Source organism: Bradyrhizobium sp. USDA 3240, from assembly GCF_054063295.1.
This window is the reverse complement of sequence record NZ_JBSSGD010000002.1, coordinates 6,169,103-6,186,708: the sequence shown is the minus strand read 5'-3', so window position 1 is coordinate 6,186,708 and position 17,606 is coordinate 6,169,103. Positions and strand designations below refer to the sequence as shown.

At 64.2% G+C, this 17,606-nt stretch carries 20 protein-coding genes; 11 read left to right on the top strand and 9 right to left on the bottom strand.

Annotated elements, in window-relative coordinates:
- Window positions 1-8: 8 nt before the first annotated feature.
- On the top strand, window positions 9-731 hold the full coding sequence (locus ACVIGA_RS29910; protein WP_456668824.1) for a flagellar hook assembly protein FlgD: 723 nt from the start codon (window positions 9-11) through the stop codon (window positions 729-731).
- 489 nt (window positions 732-1,220) lie between these two features.
- Window positions 1,221-1,403, top strand: a complete 183-nt coding sequence (locus tag ACVIGA_RS29905) for a hypothetical protein (protein WP_456668823.1) — start codon at window positions 1,221-1,223, stop codon at window positions 1,401-1,403.
- 134 nt (window positions 1,404-1,537) lie between these two features.
- Here ACVIGA_RS29905 and ACVIGA_RS29900 read toward each other — a convergent pair whose 3' ends face one another.
- Together ACVIGA_RS29900 and ACVIGA_RS29895 are read right to left on the bottom strand one after the other, a co-directional pair.
- A complete protein-coding gene (locus tag ACVIGA_RS29900) occupies window positions 1,538-1,897 on the bottom strand; it encodes a hypothetical protein (RefSeq protein ID WP_456668822.1) in 360 nt (119 codons plus the stop codon).
- A 385-nt stretch (window positions 1,898-2,282) separates the two neighbouring features.
- On the bottom strand, window positions 2,283-3,260 hold the full coding sequence (locus tag ACVIGA_RS29895; RefSeq protein ID WP_456668821.1) for an AraC family transcriptional regulator: 978 nt from the start codon (window positions 3,258-3,260) through the stop codon (window positions 2,283-2,285).
- Between the two features lie 550 nt (window positions 3,261-3,810).
- On the opposite strand from ACVIGA_RS29895, the gene ACVIGA_RS29890 reads away from it, so the two are divergent.
- On the top strand, window positions 3,811-3,990 hold the full coding sequence (locus tag ACVIGA_RS29890) for a hypothetical protein (RefSeq protein WP_456668820.1): 180 nt from the start codon (window positions 3,811-3,813) through the stop codon (window positions 3,988-3,990).
- A 125-nt stretch (window positions 3,991-4,115) separates the two neighbouring features.
- Window positions 4,116-5,366, top strand: coding sequence for an OpgC domain-containing protein (locus ACVIGA_RS29885; RefSeq protein WP_456668819.1), 1,251 nt, complete (start codon window positions 4,116-4,118; stop codon window positions 5,364-5,366).
- 183 nt (window positions 5,367-5,549) lie between these two features.
- On the opposite strand, the gene ACVIGA_RS29880 is transcribed toward ACVIGA_RS29885, so the two are convergent.
- Window positions 5,550-6,329 (bottom strand): alpha/beta fold hydrolase, encoded by a 780-nt coding sequence (locus ACVIGA_RS29880; protein WP_456668818.1) that lies wholly within the window; start codon window positions 6,327-6,329, stop codon window positions 5,550-5,552.
- 424 nt (window positions 6,330-6,753) lie between these two features.
- Here ACVIGA_RS29880 and sciP point away from each other — a divergent pair, with 424 nt between their 5' ends.
- The 6 genes from sciP (at window position 6,754) to flbD (ending at window position 12,352) form a co-directional block, all read left to right on the top strand.
- Entirely contained in the window at window positions 6,754-7,029 is a 276-nt protein-coding gene (gene sciP, locus ACVIGA_RS29875; RefSeq protein ID WP_002714638.1) for a CtrA inhibitor SciP, read from the top strand.
- Window positions 7,030-7,256: 227 nt separating this feature from the next.
- Window positions 7,257-8,834, top strand: a complete 1,578-nt coding sequence (gene fliF / locus ACVIGA_RS29870) for a flagellar basal-body MS-ring/collar protein FliF (protein WP_456668817.1) — start codon at window positions 7,257-7,259, stop codon at window positions 8,832-8,834.
- A gap of 1 nt (window position 8,835) precedes the next feature.
- Window positions 8,836-9,921: a flagellar motor switch protein FliG gene (gene fliG / locus ACVIGA_RS29865; protein ID WP_223969659.1), complete on the top strand. Its 1,086-nt coding sequence runs from the start codon at window positions 8,836-8,838 to the stop codon at window positions 9,919-9,921.
- A complete protein-coding gene (locus ACVIGA_RS29860; protein ID WP_456668816.1) occupies window positions 9,921-10,544 on the top strand; it encodes a FliH/SctL family protein in 624 nt (207 codons plus the stop codon). The genes fliG and ACVIGA_RS29860 overlap by 1 nt, the downstream gene beginning before the upstream one ends.
- An 18-nt stretch (window positions 10,545-10,562) precedes the next feature.
- Window positions 10,563-10,913: a flagellar motor switch protein FliN gene (fliN, locus tag ACVIGA_RS29855; RefSeq protein WP_021076999.1), complete on the top strand. Its 351-nt coding sequence runs from the start codon at window positions 10,563-10,565 to the stop codon at window positions 10,911-10,913.
- Between the two features lie 53 nt (window positions 10,914-10,966).
- Window positions 10,967-12,352 (top strand): sigma-54-dependent transcriptional regulator FlbD, encoded by a 1,386-nt coding sequence (gene flbD / locus ACVIGA_RS29850; RefSeq protein ID WP_456668815.1) that lies wholly within the window; start codon window positions 10,967-10,969, stop codon window positions 12,350-12,352.
- 42 nt (window positions 12,353-12,394) lie between these two features.
- On the opposite strand, the gene ACVIGA_RS29845 is transcribed toward flbD, so the two are convergent.
- Window positions 12,395-12,550 carry a hypothetical protein gene (locus ACVIGA_RS29845; RefSeq protein WP_171947754.1) on the bottom strand — a complete coding sequence of 52 codons (156 nt, stop codon included), beginning with the start codon at window positions 12,548-12,550 and terminating at the stop codon, window positions 12,395-12,397.
- Window positions 12,551-12,731: 181 nt separating this feature from the next.
- Between ACVIGA_RS29845 and ACVIGA_RS29840 the strand changes: the two genes are divergently transcribed.
- Window positions 12,732-13,115, top strand: a complete 384-nt coding sequence (locus ACVIGA_RS29840; protein WP_456668814.1) for a hypothetical protein — start codon at window positions 12,732-12,734, stop codon at window positions 13,113-13,115.
- Between the two features lie 96 nt (window positions 13,116-13,211).
- Here the strand turns inward: ACVIGA_RS29840 and ACVIGA_RS29835 are convergent, their stop codons facing one another.
- The 5 genes from ACVIGA_RS29835 to ACVIGA_RS29815 are packed head-to-tail and all read right to left on the bottom strand — an operon-like array spanning window position 13,212 to window position 17,583.
- Complete coding sequence (locus tag ACVIGA_RS29835; protein WP_456668813.1) at window positions 13,212-13,802, bottom strand: flavin reductase family protein; 591 nt, start codon at window positions 13,800-13,802, stop codon at window positions 13,212-13,214.
- A 7-nt stretch (window positions 13,803-13,809) separates the two neighbouring features.
- Entirely contained in the window at window positions 13,810-14,655 is an 846-nt protein-coding gene (locus ACVIGA_RS29830) for an ATP-binding cassette domain-containing protein (protein WP_456670915.1), read from the bottom strand.
- Between the two features lie 8 nt (window positions 14,656-14,663).
- Window positions 14,664-15,470, bottom strand: coding sequence for an ABC transporter permease subunit (locus tag ACVIGA_RS29825; RefSeq protein ID WP_092117282.1), 807 nt, complete (start codon window positions 15,468-15,470; stop codon window positions 14,664-14,666).
- On the bottom strand, window positions 15,467-16,648 hold the full coding sequence (ssuD, locus tag ACVIGA_RS29820; RefSeq protein ID WP_456668812.1) for an FMNH2-dependent alkanesulfonate monooxygenase: 1,182 nt from the start codon (window positions 16,646-16,648) through the stop codon (window positions 15,467-15,469). The genes ACVIGA_RS29825 and ssuD overlap by 4 nt, the downstream gene beginning before the upstream one ends.
- Complete coding sequence (locus ACVIGA_RS29815) at window positions 16,630-17,583, bottom strand: sulfonate ABC transporter substrate-binding protein (RefSeq protein ID WP_456668811.1); 954 nt, start codon at window positions 17,581-17,583, stop codon at window positions 16,630-16,632. The genes ssuD and ACVIGA_RS29815 overlap by 19 nt, the downstream gene beginning before the upstream one ends.
- Between the last annotated feature and the right edge of the window lie 23 nt (window positions 17,584-17,606).

The following is a 17,606-nucleotide window of genomic DNA, read 5'->3' as shown; positions in this document are numbered from 1 at the left end:
AGTTCACCATGGCAGTTGATGCAACCATGCCGACGCCCGTCGTCTCAGCACCGGGCACCGGCAACGGAACGAGTTCTGGAAGCAGCAGCACCAGCACCAGCGGTGCGTCGACGACGACGGCGGGCATCGCAGACAATTTCCAGACCTTCCTGACGCTACTCACTACCCAGTTGAAGAACCAGAACCCGCTCGACCCGCTCGACACCAACCAGTTCACCCAGCAGCTCGTGCAGTTCGCCGGCGTCGAGCAGCAGCTGAAATCCAACGATCAGCTCAAGCAGCTGATCGCGATCGAGAAGAGCGCCCAATCGACCCAGGCGCTGGTCTATGTCGGCAACACGGTGGCCGTCGACGGCAGCAAGACGCAGTTCAACAAATCCGCGACCTGGAATCTGGTATCCCCGCAAGCCACCAGCGCCACCATCACGATCACGAGCTCGACCGGCCAGACCGCCTATTCCGGCAATTTCAACCTGAAGCAGGGCAACGCCAGCTTCGTCTGGGACGGCAAGGGCACGGACGGCACGCAATGGCCGGCCGGCACCTACACGCTGACCGCCACCGGCAAGGATTCCACCGGCAAGGACCTCGCGATCTCGACCGAGATTCAGGGCGTGGTCGACTCCGTCGACCTCACCGCCTCCCCGCCGCTGCTCTCGATCGGCGGCCAGACCTACACCACCGACAAGATCAAGCGCGTGGTGCGCGGCGCGACGAGCAGCAGCAGCTAAGTCAAGGCTGCGCGGCATCCAGCCGATCCGGTGTTCAACCTCGCGGGAATTGCGTGTGCACTTTCGCGCATCGCGAGTTGCCGCATACACACCTGTCCTCCCCGCGAAAGCAGGGACCCATACTCCGCGGCTCGTGTCGTTGGCGGGACTCGGCATATCAGCAACGCGCAACAACGACCTTCGGTGGTTACGGGTCCCTGCTCCCGTGCGCAATTGCGCAATAGGCAGGGACGACACCGAATTTGCAGACCGGCCTGCCAGTCATACATCCGCGTTCTCGCGAGGGGGCTTGCGCCGTCGGGCAAATCAGTGCCGAGACCGATGCTTACCAAGCGGCATTAGCAGACATAAACAGCAATAAATCGCTGCGCGTCAGCTTCCTGTAAGCAAGCGGGCATTATCTTCAAGTTCGGCGCTTGAACGCCGATTCCGCCCTGAAACTCCGCAGCTGCCAAGCTTTGCGCTTTGACCGCCGGCAAGAGTTAGCCAGTGACCCCGACACGCCCGACCCCGCCAGACCACGCCCAGACCACGCCACGGCATGCGGTGACACCCCACCCGCAGCTTGCCGAGACAATGACCGAGAATGCGCGCCTCAGGACCATCGCCATCACGGTCATGCTCGAGATCGCAGTGCTTCGGGAACGGCTGCCGCCGACTGCCGGCGAGTAACAACGCGGCCGGAGTGGAGTGACAAAGCGAGGCTGTCCCGCCCAACTCACGCCCCCCGAACGTCCGTCATGGCTGACAGGTCTGGCCTGTGCCGGCCACGCAACCGGCGCGGCCCGCTCCATGCGCGTGCCGCATCAATAGATCCGGACGTGATTGGGCTCGAACGTCACCGGAAAGTTGTTGCGATTCTGCAAGGTCAGGATGAGCACGACGCCGACACCGCCGCGGTGATCCCAGTACACGGCCCGGTCGGTTTCGTGCAGGGGCTCCATCGAGGTCTGGTTCTTCTCGAAGTGCGGCGCGATCGATACGTCGAAAAACTCGTTCGGCGCTTTCGAATCCTTGCCCCACCAGAACGTGAACGGCTGGCTCGAATTGGCGGCGATGGTATAGGTGCCTTGCTTATGGTCGATATTGGAGATGATGTCGGGGTCCTTCGTTTTCCATTCGTCGCTCCGATGCCACGCCCCGACAATGATACGTGACGCGCGCACACGCCGTGATCTAGCTCACTCTGCTTTGCAACCGACGCAACCGCGCCAGCGGCGTCCGTGGGCGCCAGCAAAGGATGGCTTGCAAAGAGCGTCCGGGCTGAGCGACACTTCCGGTTCCAGGTATTGCCGACCTCAATATTCGCGCGCAATGAGTTGATTGAATGAAGGGAGTTCCGAGCGATCGACGCCCCATCCATCACTCGCCGGTTTTCTGGATCGGCATCGCCTTGTGCCTGGCGGCGATCGCGATCTACCTTTGGTCCGACGACCTGTCCTGGCGGCCGACATCGAGCCCCCGGTGAAGAATCGACCGTCGATGGCCCTACAATCTCTTCAAGAGGTCCTTTGCTGGGCATTGCACACGTGCCGATCACGTTAGCACGGCTCAGCTGGCCACCTTTCGGGCAAGCCGAACGCCGCGCGGAGAATCGCCGAAACGAATTCGGAACGAGCGATTGAAATGCGAAACATCCGAGAAACCAACCTCCAGCGCGATATCGGAAATCCGCTGACTGCCAACGTGAGACCCGGTTAGCAATTCGAGCGCGCGCTGGAGACGCAATTCATTCAGGCGCTCGGTGAACGACGTTCCCGATGACGCCATCAGGCGCTGTAGATAGCGGGGCGAGATGCCCTGACAACGGGCGACCGTTTGAACGCTGAGCCCAGGCTCCTGAAAGTGTAGGGTGATGTAGTCGAGGGCTGCGTTGTGCCGCGCAGCCATGACGGCGCTCGCGCTGCTCTCGCCCAAGGCAGGACACTCGTCGATCGCGAGTGCGACGAGATCGTGGATGTGGGTCACGATCGTATGACGAAGTTTTGGGGCGGTCAGTGCTCTCGCCTTGAGCACCGACTTCAGATAGGCCGCGAATAGCCGGAATGCTTCCTTTCGGTGCCCAATCGGCTGCATGACCAGGCTCTCGACACCCGATACGCGCTGCTCAAGCTCCGCGCGCGGCACCGCCAGACCAAGTTGCAATCCATCAACATAGGTGACGCTGGCCGCTTCAGAATGCAGGATTGCGATCGCATCACCCGCGCGAAGCTCGACGTCACGGCCGCGCTGCGACAGCCGACTTCTGCCGGGGGAGCAGAAGATGACGCCGATGGAATCATCACCATCGGCGAGGCTCGCTCGCGAGCGCTCAAAGCGCATCGACGTGCCCTTTAGCGCGAGTATGCGCAGACCCTGAATCGTCCGTAGCGACGCATCGGCCTGGATCGGAGTGTTCGACAGCGGCTCGATGTCGGCGTGCACGACGCATCGCCCAAAGTGCTCGCGCCATAGAGAGAGACGAATACGCTCCGGAAGGTCGCGCGTTGAAAATCGATACGATGCAAAATCGGCTGCGTCCGTAGGCATGGGGACCTCCAGCCTTCACAGAGCGTCAGGATGAAATGCTGCGGCACACCATTTTCATGTCTGCATTTTGCAATTCACGCACCGGCGTTCTCTCGATCCGTGCGCGCAAGTCCAAGAAGCCATGCTATCGATCTGCTAGTCTGATTTGCCTGCGATCGATGCTGATGTGAACTGGTTCACGTACCGGTCAGAATATTACGTTTATACTGATCGCGAAAGTCGCGGCCTTTATTTCTCCCTTAGGAGGAGACGGTCGTGATGGCTCTATCTGTAATTGCCGCCATCGGATTCATTGGACATCCCTGGCGACGCGCAAGGGTGGAGCAGTTGATGCCCCTGTTCGCAATTGATCCGGTTTACGGAGCCGCGGGCAGGTCATTTTTGAAAGATTGCAGATACCGATCTTATTTCGCTGCTTTAGCCAAAATCGCTAAGCAGAATTTGTCGGACATAAAGTGCCTGCGGCACTGCTGGCTTTTGGCCGCCGGTTGAAATGGTCGAAATCTGTCACGTGGGAAGTCAACCTCAGTGATCAGGAAGGCGTTCGATCATGTCCACCATATTCGACATGCTTTATCACGAGTACTGTCGTGCCCGCCTCGCGGAAATGCGAAAGCAGCTTTCGATACCGCTCGTCGGCGAAGTCCTGCAGGTGCCGCCGGAAGACGGCGATCGTTCCGGGCCCCGTGACTGCGGCTGGCAGGCAAAAGCGCCGCCAACCCTCGGGTAGCTGGAGCGTCCAATCCCATGGCTTGGCCGGAGGCTGATCCGGCACGCGCACGCCCTGGAGCATCAAAAGCGTCCCGTGGACCTGTGCCTGACGGGAAGCCGTGCGCGCGCCAGGCAGATCGACAAATGCATGATCGAACCCACACCTCGAAGCGATTGATCGGCGAAACTCCGCCGGAATTCAGATCGACGGATCGCGACCCGCGCATCGACGTCTGCCGCGGGATCGCGTTATGGTGGATATTTCTCGACCACATTCCAAACAACGTCGGAAGCTGGCTGACGCTGCGCAACTACGGCTTCTGCGATGCGGCCGAGATTTTCATGTTCATCTCGGGCGTGACTTGCGCGCTGGCCTACGGCAGAGCCCGTCAACGTGACGGCTGGAGAGGCATGATCGGCCGTTCGCTGCGGCGGGGATGGGACATCTACGTCGCGTTCCTCCTGCTTGTGCTCGCTTGCGCCGTGCTCGTCCATGTCGCGGGCGGCGATCTTGCCGACGAGAGCAATACAAAGGTTCTGTTCGAGCGTCCGGGCGCGACGCTCGCTCACGCCGCAATCCTGCAATTCCGCCCTGTCAATACCGATGTCTTGCCGGTCTTTGTGATCTGTCACGTCTTGTTCGCACCGTTGTTGTGGCTGCTGCTGCGCGCACCAAACGTGACGCTTGGCGTTTCGCTGCTGCTTTATGCGCTGGCGCATGTCTTCGGCTGGCGTGTTCCTGCCTGGCCTGACGGCTTCTGGTTCTTCAATCCGCTGGCATGGCAGTTTCTGGTCGTGCTGGGCGCATGGTACGTCGTCGAGGGGAAGACGATCCGGGAATGGATGACGTCGCGCCCTGCGCTGATCCTTTCCGCTCTCTTTCTGGTGATGAGCCTCGTCCTCGCGCTCGGCCAGGACCTCAAGGTGCTGCCGCAGGCCGTGACGGATCTGCTATTTCCATTGGACAAATCGAATCTGAGCCTGTTGCGGCTGCTGCATTTCCTCGCTCTTGCAATCGTGACGTCATGGCTCGTTCCCGCCGGTTGGCGAGGACTATCGACGCCGATCCTGCGCAGCGCGCGGTGCTGTGGCGAGAATTCGCTGCCGATCTATTGTCTCGGCGTTGTGCTGGCGCTCGTTAGCCAGCTTGATCTGCTCGACATTTCGAACCGGCTTTCGATGCAGATCGCGGTCAGTCTCGGAGGCGTCTTGATGATGATCGCCGCCGCGGCGCTCCTGAACGCGCTCAGCACCAAGCGCAAGCCTGCGGTGGGCGCGGTCGATCGGGACATTTCCGCCGCCGTTGCAAATCCCAAAGTTGAGGATCGCGCACGCAGGACCGTTCTCGATCCGCAGCTGAGAGCCGTCGCTGCTCCGTCGGCGTATCGCCCTTGATCAAAATTTGAATCGTGCCGGATATCGGGCATTTGTCACGTTCGACAGGGCAGTGCCCCGGAGACTCGTCGTCTGGATCAAGCGGCTCCGGATCAAGCGGACAAGAGCGCATGCAAAGCGATCCCGGGAACGTCTCCACGTTCCCGGGGGAGTTTCGTTATCGGTGCGGGGAGGAGCCGCCCCTCACTCCGATCGTCCCGCGGCGTCGAGGATCAGCCGTGCAATCGGATCGGGCTGCGAGATCAGCGCGAGATGGCTGGCCTTCACCTCGATCGTGGTGGCGCCCATGCGCTTGGCCATGAAGCGTTCGAGATCCGGATTGATGGTGCGGTCCTCGGTCGAGACGGCGTAGTAGCTCGGCTTGCTGCGCCAAGCCGCGTGGCTGGTTCTGCCGGCCAGCAGTTCCTTGTGGAACGGCTGCTGCACGGCATAGAGCACCTTTGCTTTCGCCTCCGGCAGGTCGCCGGCGAAATCGCGCAGGAACGCGGCTTCGCTCAGCCGGCCCTCATCGCCATCGAACACGATGCCGGCGCTCGCGGGCGGCGTCGGATAGGTTTTGGCCAGTGCGGTGTAGTCTTCATCCGCATCGGGTGCGCGCGCGGCGACATAGACCAACGCCGAAACATTCGGATGCATGCCGGCCTCGGTGACGATCATGCCTGAGAACGAATGACCGACCAGAACGGTCGGGCCATCCTGACGATCAAGCACCCGCTGCGCCGAGGCGACCGCGTCCGGCAGTGTGGTCAACGGATTTTGCACGGACGTCACATTGAGCCCTGCGGCCTGGAGGCGCGGAATGATTTCCGACCAGCACGAGCCGTCGGCGAACAGGCCGTGCACCAGCACGACGTTGCGCGCCTTCACCGGCGGCGTGGTTGCGGCGATGCCGCGCGAGGACACCAGCGAAGCTGCAGCGCCGGCAAGCAGGGCGGTCGAGAAGATGCGTCTGTTCATCATCATGATAAAGGCTCGGATGGAGTGATTGAGGAAACGCGCACCTGCGGTGAGCGGACAATCTCTTCTACGCACACAAAGGCGATTGGTTACGCGCGACGTCGCTGGGGAGATCAAGGATAGTTGAACACGTGGGAAGCTTGACCAATGTTCACCTCGCGTGAGGTCGACGACACAGCGGGAAAACGCCCGACCGAAGGTCGGTTTCTATTCCCAGCGGGGCTGGATCAACCGCAGATGCGGCTTGCCAGGCGGCCAGATGGGAGGGGTTAAGACCGGCATCACACCGCTCCCAAGCGCCCAATCCGCCACCCTGTTCCCGGCCGTTCCAACGAGAATCGTATTGAAGCCTTGGGCTTAGGCAAATTTTAAACCGGTGGGCGTAGGTTACCTATCGCGAGTTCAGTGGTTGAGAGTTTGTGAGTACGCCATGACAGAACCCCATCGCCCGAGGGTGAAATACGTCATCGGGCCTGACGGCAGCCCGTTAACGATTGCGGACCTGCCGGCCCCCGGTACCAAGCGGTGGGTCATCCGCCGCAAGGCCGAAGTCGTCGCTGCGGTCCGCGGCGGCCTGCTCTCCCTTGAGGAGGCTTGCAGCCGCTACACGTTGACCGTCGATGAATTCCTTTCCTGGCAGTTCTCGATCGACCAGCATGGTCTGGCCGGACTGCGGACTACACGTATCCAGCAGTACCGGCAGTAAGTTTCGCGAAAACAGTGGTATTTGACGAAAACCGGCCTCGCTTTGCGAAGCCGGTTTTTTTCATGTCCGCGTTTTTGCCGCGGTTCTTAACCTTCGTTAACCATATGGAAACCATACCCTAGGCAATATTTGCCCAGTCGGACCCGCGTGGGCCGAATCCCTGGGGGCCGTTGGTGCAAAGTCTGGTTGCTTTCTTCAGAGGTCTAGGTGCGGCCCGCCTCGCGGCCATGGTTGCGGTCACCGCAGCCCTGATCGGTTTCTTCGCCTTCGTCATCATGCGCGTCACCACGCCCCAGATGACCACCCTGTTCACCGACCTGTCGACCGAGGATTCCTCGGCCATTATCAAGGAGCTGGAGCGCCAGGCGATCCCGTTCGAACTGCGCAGCGACGGCGCCGCGATCATGGTGCCGAAGGACAAGGTGACGCGGCTCCGGATGAAGCTCGCCGAGGGCGGCATGCCCAAGGGCGGCGGTGTCGGCTACGAGATCTTCGACAAATCGGACGCGCTCGGCACCACGAGCTTCGTCCAGAACATCAATCATCTGCGCGCGCTGGAGGGCGAGCTCGCCCGCACCATCCGCGCCATCGACCGCGTCCAGGCCGCGCGCGTCCACCTCGTGCTGCCGGAAAAGCCGCTGTTCTCGCGCGAGACGCCGGAACCCTCGGCCTCGATCGTGCTCAGGGTCCGCGGCGCGCTGGAGCCGCAGCAGATCCGCGCGATCCGCCACGTCGTCGCCTCCGCCGTCAACGGGCTGAAGCCGCAGCGGGTCTCGATCGTCGACGAGGCCGGCCAGCTGCTTGCCGACGGCGCCCAATCCGATGCCGATGCCGCGGTCGGCGACGAGCGCCGCGCCGCCTTCGAGAAGCGGATGCGCAAGCAGGTCGAGGACATCGTCTCCTCGGTGGTCGGCGCCGGCCGCGCCCGCGTCCAGCTCTCCGCCGATTTCGACTACAACAAAATCACCCAGACCTCGGACAAGTTCGACCCCGAAGGCCGCGTGCTGCGCTCGACCCAGACCCGTGAGGAATCGAGCGCCACCGCCGACAATTCCGGCCAGGTCACCGTCAACAACGAGCTGCCGGGTAACCAGAACCAGGACAACGCGGTCCGCGCCCGCGACCAGAGCAAGAAGAGCGAGGAAACCAACAATTACGAGATTTCCCGCACCACCAAGACCGAGGTGACCGAGGCCGGCCGCGTCAACCGCATCTCGGTCGCGGTGCTGGTCGACGGCGCCTACGCCAAGAACGAAAAAGGCGAGATGGTCTACCAGGACCGCACCAAGGAGCAGCTCGACCGCATCGCCGCCCTGGTCCGCTCCGCGATCGGGTTCGACCAGAAGCGCGGCGACCAGGTCGAGGTCGTCAACCTCCGCTTCGCCGAGCCGCCGACCGCGCAGCCGATCGCCGAGCCGACCGGCCTGCTCGGCATGCTGCAATTCACCAAGGATGACGTCATGTATGTCATCGAGCTCGGCGTCATGATGATGCTCGGCCTCGTCGTGCTGTTCATGGTGGTGCGCCCGCTGGTCAAGCGCATCGTGGCCGCCGACGTGATCCCGGCGCTGGCCGGCGGTGCGGGCCTGCCCGCGCTGGCCGAAGCCCATGCCGAGAGCGCCGGTGCATCCAGCCAGGCGCTGATCCCGAGCGGCAGCGGCGCGGCGCAATTGATCGACGTCGCCCAGATCCAGGGCCAGGTCCACGCCCAGGCCGTGCACCGGGTCGGCGAACTCGCCGAACGCAATCCGAACGAGACCGTCTCCATCGTGCGTCAATGGCTGAGCGAGCCGGTGGAGAACTGACATGGCCGCCGTACCCCAGACCACCAACGCCAACGACATCGCCACCGTCCTCTCGACGCTGGCGAGCCGGCAGAGCGGCCGCGCCAAGGGCAAGCCGCTGCCCGGCCCCAAGCGCGCCGCGATCCTGATGCTCGCGCTCGGCGAGCAGTACGGCGGCAAGATCTGGTCGATGCTCGACGACGAGGAGGTCCGCGAGCTGTCGGTCCACATGTCGACGCTCGGCACCGTCGAGGCAGACGTGGTCGAGGATTTGATGCTGGAATTCGTCTCGCGGATGTCGGCCTCAGGCGCGCTGATGGGCAATTTCGACGCCACCGAACGGCTGCTGCAGCAATATCTGCCGGCCGAGCGCGTCACCGGCATCATGGACGAGATCCGCGGCCCCGCCGGGCGCAACATGTGGGAGAAGCTCTCCAACGTGCAGGAAGAGGTGCTCGCCAACTACCTCAAGAACGAATACCCGCAGACCATCGCCGTGGTGCTGTCGAAACTGAAGCCGGAGCACGCCGCGCGCGTGCTGGCGATCCTGCCCGAGGACATCGCTCTCGACGTGGTCGGCCGCATGCTACGGATGGAGGCGGTGCAGAAGGAAGTGATCGAGCGCGTCGAGCAGACGCTGCGCACCGAGTTCATGTCGAACCTGTCGCAGACCCGCCGTCGCGACGCCCATGAGGTGATGGCCGAGATCTTCAACAATTTCGACCGTCAGACCGAGACCCGCTTCATCACCTCGCTGGAAGAGGAAAACCGCGAATCCGCCGAGCGCATCAAGGCGCTGATGTTCACCTTCGACGACCTGATCAAGCTCGATTCCGCCTCGGCCCAGACGCTGATGCGCAACATCGACAAGGACAAGCTCGGCGTCGCGCTGAAGAGCGCCAACGAGGAGGTGCGCAGCTTCTTCCTCGGCAACATGTCCTCGCGCGCCGGCAAGATGCTGATGGACGACATGGCCGCGATGGGCCCGGTGCGCCTGCGCGACGTCGACGAGGCCCAGGCGCTCTTGGTCAACCTCGCCAAGGACCTCGCCGCCCGCGGCGAGATCACCCTGACCAAGAACCGCGCCGACGACGAGTTGGTGTACTGATGGCCGCACCCGCGAAATTCCTGTTCGACACCGACTTCTCGGCGCCGGACCGTTCGCGCGAGCGCGCGCCGACCCCGGCCGAGGTCGCGCAGAAGGTCGCCGACGCCGAGGCGCGGGCCTATCGCGCCGGCTACGAGGCCGCGCTGCGCGAGGCCAAGGTCGAGAGCGACCGCCGCGCGGCGCAGGCGCTGGAAGAGATCGGCACCGCGATCAAGGGCATCGCCGCCCGCTTTGGCGGCATCGAGACCCGGATGGAGACCGAGGCGGTCGACGTCGCGGTCGCGGTCGCCCGCAAGCTCTGCTCCGAACTGGTCGCACGTGAGCCGCTCGGCGAGATCACCGCGCTGGTCTCCGACTGCTTCTCGCATCTGGTGGCGACGCCGCATCTCGTGGTCCGCATCAATGACGCGCTCTACGAGGCGGCGCACGACAATATCGAGCGATTGGCGGCGCATTCCGGCTTCCAGGGCCGGCTGGTGATCCTGGCCGAGCCCACGATTGCGACCGGCGACTGCCGGATCGAATGGGCCGACGGCGGCGTGGTGCTGGAACGCGCCGCGATCGAAGGCAAGATCAACGAACTCGTCGGGCGCTATCTGGCGTCCCGCGGCCAGACCGGCTGAAGGATTGAGGGCTGAACCATGAGCGACACCGACACCCACGTCCCGCTTCCCGATCTCAACGCCGCCGACGCGCCTGGGATCGACGACATCGGCTACAACGAGGACGAAAATGCCGCGCGCATCGCCGCCGATCTCGAGGCCGTGTTCGACGTGCCGGTGCAGGTCTCGGCGGTGCTCGGCCGCTCCAAGATGGACGTCGGCGACCTCTTGAAGCTCGGACCGGGCACCGTGCTCGAGCTCGACCGCCGCGTCGGCGAGGCGATCGACATCTACGTCAACAACCGCCTGGTGGCGCGTGGTGAAGTGGTGCTGGTGGAAGACAAGCTCGGCGTGACCATGACCGAAATCATCAAGGCAGAACGCTCGTAACAAATTCACGGTAGCGCGCGGAACCTGCGCGACCAGACGAACAGGAGATCATCATGCGGCTTCTCATCGTTGGCACCCTGAAGGGCCAGCTCACGACCGCGACCAAGATCGCGATGGACAACGGCGCCTCGGTGACTCACGCCGAGGCCGCCGAGCAGGCGATGAACGTGCTGCGCAGCGGCAAGGGCGCCGACCTCCTGCTGGTCGATGTCGGCCTCGACATCCGCGACCTCGTGATGCGGCTCGAGGCCGAACACATCCACGTGCCGATCGTCGCCTGCGGCATCTCCAACGATGCCCGCGCCGCGGTCGCCGCGATCCACGCCGGCGCCAAGGAATACATCCCGCTGCCGCCCGACCCCGAGCTGATCGCAGCGGTGCTTGCCGCGGTCGCCAACGACGCACGCGATCTGATCTATCGCGACGAGGCGATGGGCCGGGTGATTAAGCTCGCGCAGCAGATCGCGGGCTCCGACGCCTCCGTGATGATCACCGGCGAGTCCGGCACCGGCAAGGAAGTGCTGGCGCGCTATGTCCACTCCCGCTCGGCTCGCGCCAAGCGGCCGTTCATCTCGATCAACTGCGCGGCGATCCCCGAGCACCTCCTGGAATCCGAACTGTTCGGCCATGAGAAGGGCGCCTTCACCGGCGCAGTGGCGCGCCGCATCGGCAAGTTCGAGGAAGCGACCGGCGGCACGCTGCTGCTCGATGAAATCTCAGAGATGGACGTCCGCCTGCAATCCAAGCTGCTGCGCGCGATTCAGGAGCGCGTGATCGACCGCGTCGGCGGCACCAAGCCGGTCCCGGTCGATATCCGCATCATCGCGACCTCGAACCGCAATCTGTCGGAGGCGGTGCGCGAAGGCTCTTTCCGCGAGGACCTGCTGTTCCGCCTCAACGTCGTCAACCTGAAGATCCCGCCGCTGCGCGATCGTCCGGCCGACATCCTCGAACTGGCGCAGCATTTCGCCAAGAAATATGCCGAAGCCAACGGCGTGGCGGTCCGTCCGATCTCTGCCGACGCCCGCCGCGTCCTGACCGCGAACCGCTGGCAGGGCAACGTCCGCGAGCTCGAGAACACGATCCATCGCTCGGTCCTGATGGCGCAGGGCGACGAGATCGGTACCGACGCGATCCTAACCCCCGACGGCGACCGTCTCGACCTCGCCAAGACCGCGCCCGCGGTCGCGCACGCCACGCTGGCCGCCGAGCAGGTCACCCGCGCGCTGGTCGGCCGCACCGTTGCCGACGTCGAACGCGATTTGATCCTGGAAACGCTGAAGCACTGCCTCGGCAACCGCACCCATGCCGCCAACATCCTCGGCATCTCGATCCGCACGTTGCGCAACAAGCTGAACGAATATGCCGATGGCGGCATCCCGATCACCCCGGCCGGCAATGGCGCGCCCGATTATCAGCGCATGGCAAGCGCCGGCTGAGAAAGAGGAGCGGCGGACCAAACCCGCCGCGACTGCCGCGCCTCACGAATAGTTGGGCGCATCGGGCTTGCGAAAGATCCGGATCGGATCGCCGGGTGTGATGTCGCGGCCGGTGAAGGTCACATACGCATAGAGCGCGAGATAAGCGACGGCGATTGCGCCGACGAGATAGAACAGCCAGGCTCCCACGCGCTTCATCGAACCGTCACGTCTGCGAAACATCCGCGGCTTTTAGTGCGCTTGCCGGCAAAGCGCCACGGCCAACATGCCGCGCCAGCCCCCTTGCCGTTCCCCTTGCCACTCATCCCTTGAGTCTTGCGGGCAGTTGCCGTATTCAATCTCCTATTGTGCCTTTGTATTTCGACAACTGGAGAGCGATATGGCCCTTTACGTGCAGACCAGCGGCACCCTGTCCACCAACTCCGCTTCCTTTACACCGATCAAAGGCCTCGCGATAACGCTCCCCGAGGGCGTCGGCGTTACCGCCATCATCATCCTGAACGTCCCGTTCCCGTACGCCACGGGCAACGATACGCCCGGCGGGAGCTTCGGGATCACCGTCAACGGCGTGATGTCCGGGGTCGTCGCGGGCTTCACCTACAACGAGCCGGTCCCGCAAGCCAGCGGCCGTGTCCCGACGACACTGGTGGCCGGCATCCCGCTCAGCAATGCCCCTCAAACCATTCAGGCCGTCTGGTCCAGCGTCCGCGGCAGCAACGTGATCATTGACACGCCCGCGACCTTGACGGCGATCATGAGCTAGAGCTGCGGTTCTGATTGCATCAGAACCGAAGCTCTAGTTTCTTGTTTTGACGCGTTTTCTTCACGCGAACGGGTGCCCACTTCGCTCGAAAACGCTCTAACGCACGCCCCGGGCGTGAACGTGGCGTGACGGCAGGCTGACCTCGGCCAACCTGGCGGCGTCTTCATCGCGGTCGATCGCGACATATTCGCCGTGCCAATACGCCAGCGCGGCGGTGCGCTCCGATGCGATCACATCGAGCACGCGACCGATGACGATCGCGTGCGAATGCCGCTCGATGACCTCCTCGACCTCACAGTCGATCGCTGCCAGCGCGCCGACCAGCAACGGCACGCCCGAGGCGCGCGTCGTCCATTCGGCGCCAGTGAACCGATCGGCGCCCTTCATGCCGCCCTTGCCTGTGAAGCGCTCGGCGATGTCGAGCTGATCCGCGGTCAGGATGTTGACGCCGAACACGCCATGGCGCGCGATCAGAGGCCATGACGAGGCAGCGCGGTTGATGCTGACGATCAGCGACGGTGGCTCGACCGACAGCGACGACACCGAGGTCACCGTCATTCCCGAGATCTCCTTGCCCCGGCCGGCCGTGATGACGCTGACGCCGCCGGTGAGATGGCGCATCGCGCCACGGAATTCATCGGCCGCCACCGCGGGCTCGATCGAAACATTGCGGACGATGGAATTCATGGCGACCTCACAGACCGGACGTGTCTTCGCTGCCCTCGAGCAGGTGCTTCAGGATCTCGCCTTCCAGCGCGGCGAGCTCGGCCGAACCGCGCCGGCGCGGCCGCGGCAGGTCGATCGTGACATCCTCGGCGATCCGGCCGTCCTCGATGACCAGCACGCGGTCGGCGAGCGCGACCGCCTCGGCAACATCGTGCGTCACCAGGATTGCGGTAAAGCCCTGGTCGCGCCAGACGCGCTCCAGCAATTGCTGCATCGAAATGCGGGTCAGCGCATCGAGCGCACCGAGCGGCTCGTCGAACGCCAGCACGCGCGGCTGGCTGACCAGCGCCCGCGCCAGGGCCACGCGCTGCTTCTGGCCGCCTGACAGCACCGCCGGCCATTGGTCGCGCTTGTCGCCGAGACCGACCTCGACCAGCGCGCGCTCGGCGCGCGCCTGTGCATCCGCCGACGAGCGCTCGCGCCCCAGACCGACCTCGACATTGGACAGCACCCGCGCCCAGGGCAGCAGGCGCGGCTCCTGGAACATGACGCGGACATCCTGCGCCCGGGGCTGTTCGCCAAAGGCGATGCTTCCCGCCGTCGGCGCATCGAGGCCGGCGACCAAGCGCAGCAGCGTGCTCTTGCCGCAGCCGCTGCGGCCGACGATCGCGACGAACTGGCCGGCCGGGATGTGCAGGTCGATGCCGCGCAGCACCTCATTGTCGCCGAACGCCTTGCGCAAGCCGCGGATGGTCAGCGACAGGCCGCGGGCCGCGCCTTCCGCCACGCGCCGCAAATGCCGCGCCTTCACGACGATGTCGGCGTGGTCGACCGGTTCGGCGTCGACCGGCTGGAAACGAAGCGCTTCTTGCATTCTCATTCTCACTTCTTCTGGAAGGCGGGGTGCCACGACAGGGTCAGCCGCTCCAGCGCCCGCGAGGCGCTGTCGGCGAGCTTGCCGAGCAAGGCGTAGATCAGGATCGAGAGCACGACGACGTCGATCAGCATGAACTCGCGCGCCTGCATCGCCATGTAGCCGAGGCCCGACGAGGCCGCGATGGTCTCGGCGACGATCAGCGTCAGCCACATGATGCCGAGCGCAAAGCGCAGCCCGACGAAGATCGAGGGCAGCGCGCCCGGGAAGATCACCCGGCGGAACAGTTCGCCGTCGGTCATGCCGTAGATGCGGCCCATCTCGATCAGCTGCGGATCGACGGTGCGGATGCCGTGCAGCGTGTTGAGATAGATCGGGAAGAACACGCCGAGCGCGACCAAGAACAGCTTTGCCGACTCGTCGATGCCGAACCACAGGATGACGAGCGGGATCAGCGCCAGATGCGGGATGTTGCGCACCATCTGCAGCGTGGTGTCGGTGAGCTTCGCCGAGAGTTGCGACAGCCCATTGGCGAGCCCGAACGCGAAGCCGATGCCGCCACCGATCACAAAGCCGATCGAGGCGCGCCAGAAGCTGACCCAGATGTTGCGGACCAGTTCGCCGGACAGCAATAGCTTCCACCCGGCCAGCGCGACATCTGTCGGCGCCGGCAGCACCCGCGAGGGTACGAAGCCAGTGACGCAGGCAAGCTGCCAGACCAGCACGATCGCAAGCGGCACGATCCAGGGAATCAGACCGTCGACCTTCGGTAGCTTGGGCGCGCCGACGCGCGGGAGACTGTCGATGAGACTCATGATTGCGATGCCTGCTTCTGCGGACGGTAGTCGTTGCCGATGGTCTCGCCGAACGGCCCGGTGTTGACGCGGATCGGCGTCACGTTGCCGGGCTGCGCCAGCGACAGCAGCGGGAACACCAGCTCGGCGAACCGATAGGCTTCCTCAAGATGCGGGTAGCCCGACATGATGAAGGTATCGACGCCGACGTCCTGATACTCCTTGATGCGCGCAGCGACGGTCTGGGGATCGCCGACTAGCGCGGTGCCGGCCCCGCCGCGCACCAGGCCGACGCCGGCCCAGAGGTTCGGGCTGATCTCGAGCTTGTCGCGCCGTCCGCCGTGCAGCTGCGCCATGCGCTGCTGGCCGACCGAATCCATCCGCGCGAAGATCTTCTGCGCGGCAACGATGGTGTCGTCGGTGACGTACTGGATCAGCTCATCGGCGGCCTTCCAGGCCTCCGCGTTGGTCTCGCGCACGATCACATGCAACCGGATGCCGAACGACAGCTTGCGGCCGCGCTGCGCGGCGACGGCCTTCACCTTGGCGATCTTCTCGGCGACCTGCGCCGGCGGCTCGCCCCAGGTCAGATATTTGTCGACGGTGTCGACCGCAACGTCGATGCCGGCGTCCGACGAGCCGCCGAAATACAGCGGCGGGCGCGGCGACTGCACCGGATTGAACAGCAGGCGGCCGTCCTCGATCCGGATGTGCTTGCCTTCGACATTGACCGTCTTGCCGGCGAGCAGATCGCTATAGACGTTGAGGAACTCGCGCGTCACCGCGTAGCGTTCGTCGTGGTCGAGGAAGATGCCGTCGCCCTTGTTCTCGATCGGATCGCCGCCGGTGACGACGTTGATCAAGAGACGACCGTTCGACAGCCGGTCCAAGGTCGCGGTCATGCGGGCGGCAACGCTCGGCGATTGCAGGCCGGGCCTGACCGCCACCAGATAACGCAGGCGCTCGGTCCAGGGCGCGACGGCTGAGGCCACCACCCAGGAGTCTTCGCAGCTCCGCCCGGTCGGCAGCAGCACGCCGTAATAGCCGAGCTGGTCGGCGGCCTGCGCGATCTGGCGCAGATAGTTGAAATTCACCTCGCGGCCGCCGATCGCCGTGCCGAGATAGCGGCTGTCGCCGTGGGTCGGCAAGAACCAGAGGATGTTGGCGTTGGTTGGGGTGCTCACGTGCCCGGTCTCCATGCGACGTCGGAAATCTTGATTTGTTTGGGGATCAGGCCGAGCGCGAAGAACGTGTCGGCGACCTGTTGCTGATCCGCGATCACAGCGTCCGTGACCGGCTTGATGCCGTAGGCCTGCCGCTTCAGCGCGACCTCGACCACCGGCACCGACAGGCCGATGCTCGGCGCGAGCTGTTCGGCGACGGCGTGGATGTCGCCTTTGGCCCAGTCATCGACTTCGCTGAGCTGCGCCAGCACGAGCTCGACGATCTTCGGTTCGGCCTGCAGGAACTTCTTCGAGGCGAAGTAGAACTGATAGTTGGCGACGACGCCGGTGCCGTCGGCGACGGTGCGTGCGCCGGTCGCAGCCTCCGCCGCGGCCTGGAACGGATCCCAGATCACCCAGGCATCCACCGCGCCGCGCTCGAACGCCGCGCGGGCATCGGCCGGCGCCAGGAACACCGGCTCGATCTCGGAATATTTGACGCCGGCTTTCTCCAGCGCCTTCACCAGAAGGTAGTGGACATTGGAGCCCTTGTTCAGCGCGACCTTCTTGCCCCTGAGATCGGCGACCGACTTGATCGGGCTGTCCTTCGGCACCAGGATCGCCTCGCCTTTCGGCGCCGGCGGCTCATAGGCGACATACTGGATCGGCGCGCCGGCGGCCTGCGCGAAGATCGGCGGCGCCTCGCCGGTGTTGCCGAAATCGATAGCGCCGACATTGAGTGCTTCAAGCAGCGGCGGCCCCGACGGAAACTCGGTCCACACCACCTTGGTGCCGACAGATTTCAGCTTCTCCTCGAGCGAACCCTTGCTCTTCAAGAGCACCAGCTTGCCGTATTTCTGATAGCCGATGCGGACGACCTTCTCCTGGCCGTAGGAGGCGCCGACGGTCGCCGCGACGATGCTGACCGACAGCACCGCGCGGGCAACCCAGCGTCGAAACAAACGCGTCATGGGAATATCCTCTGCATTGAATT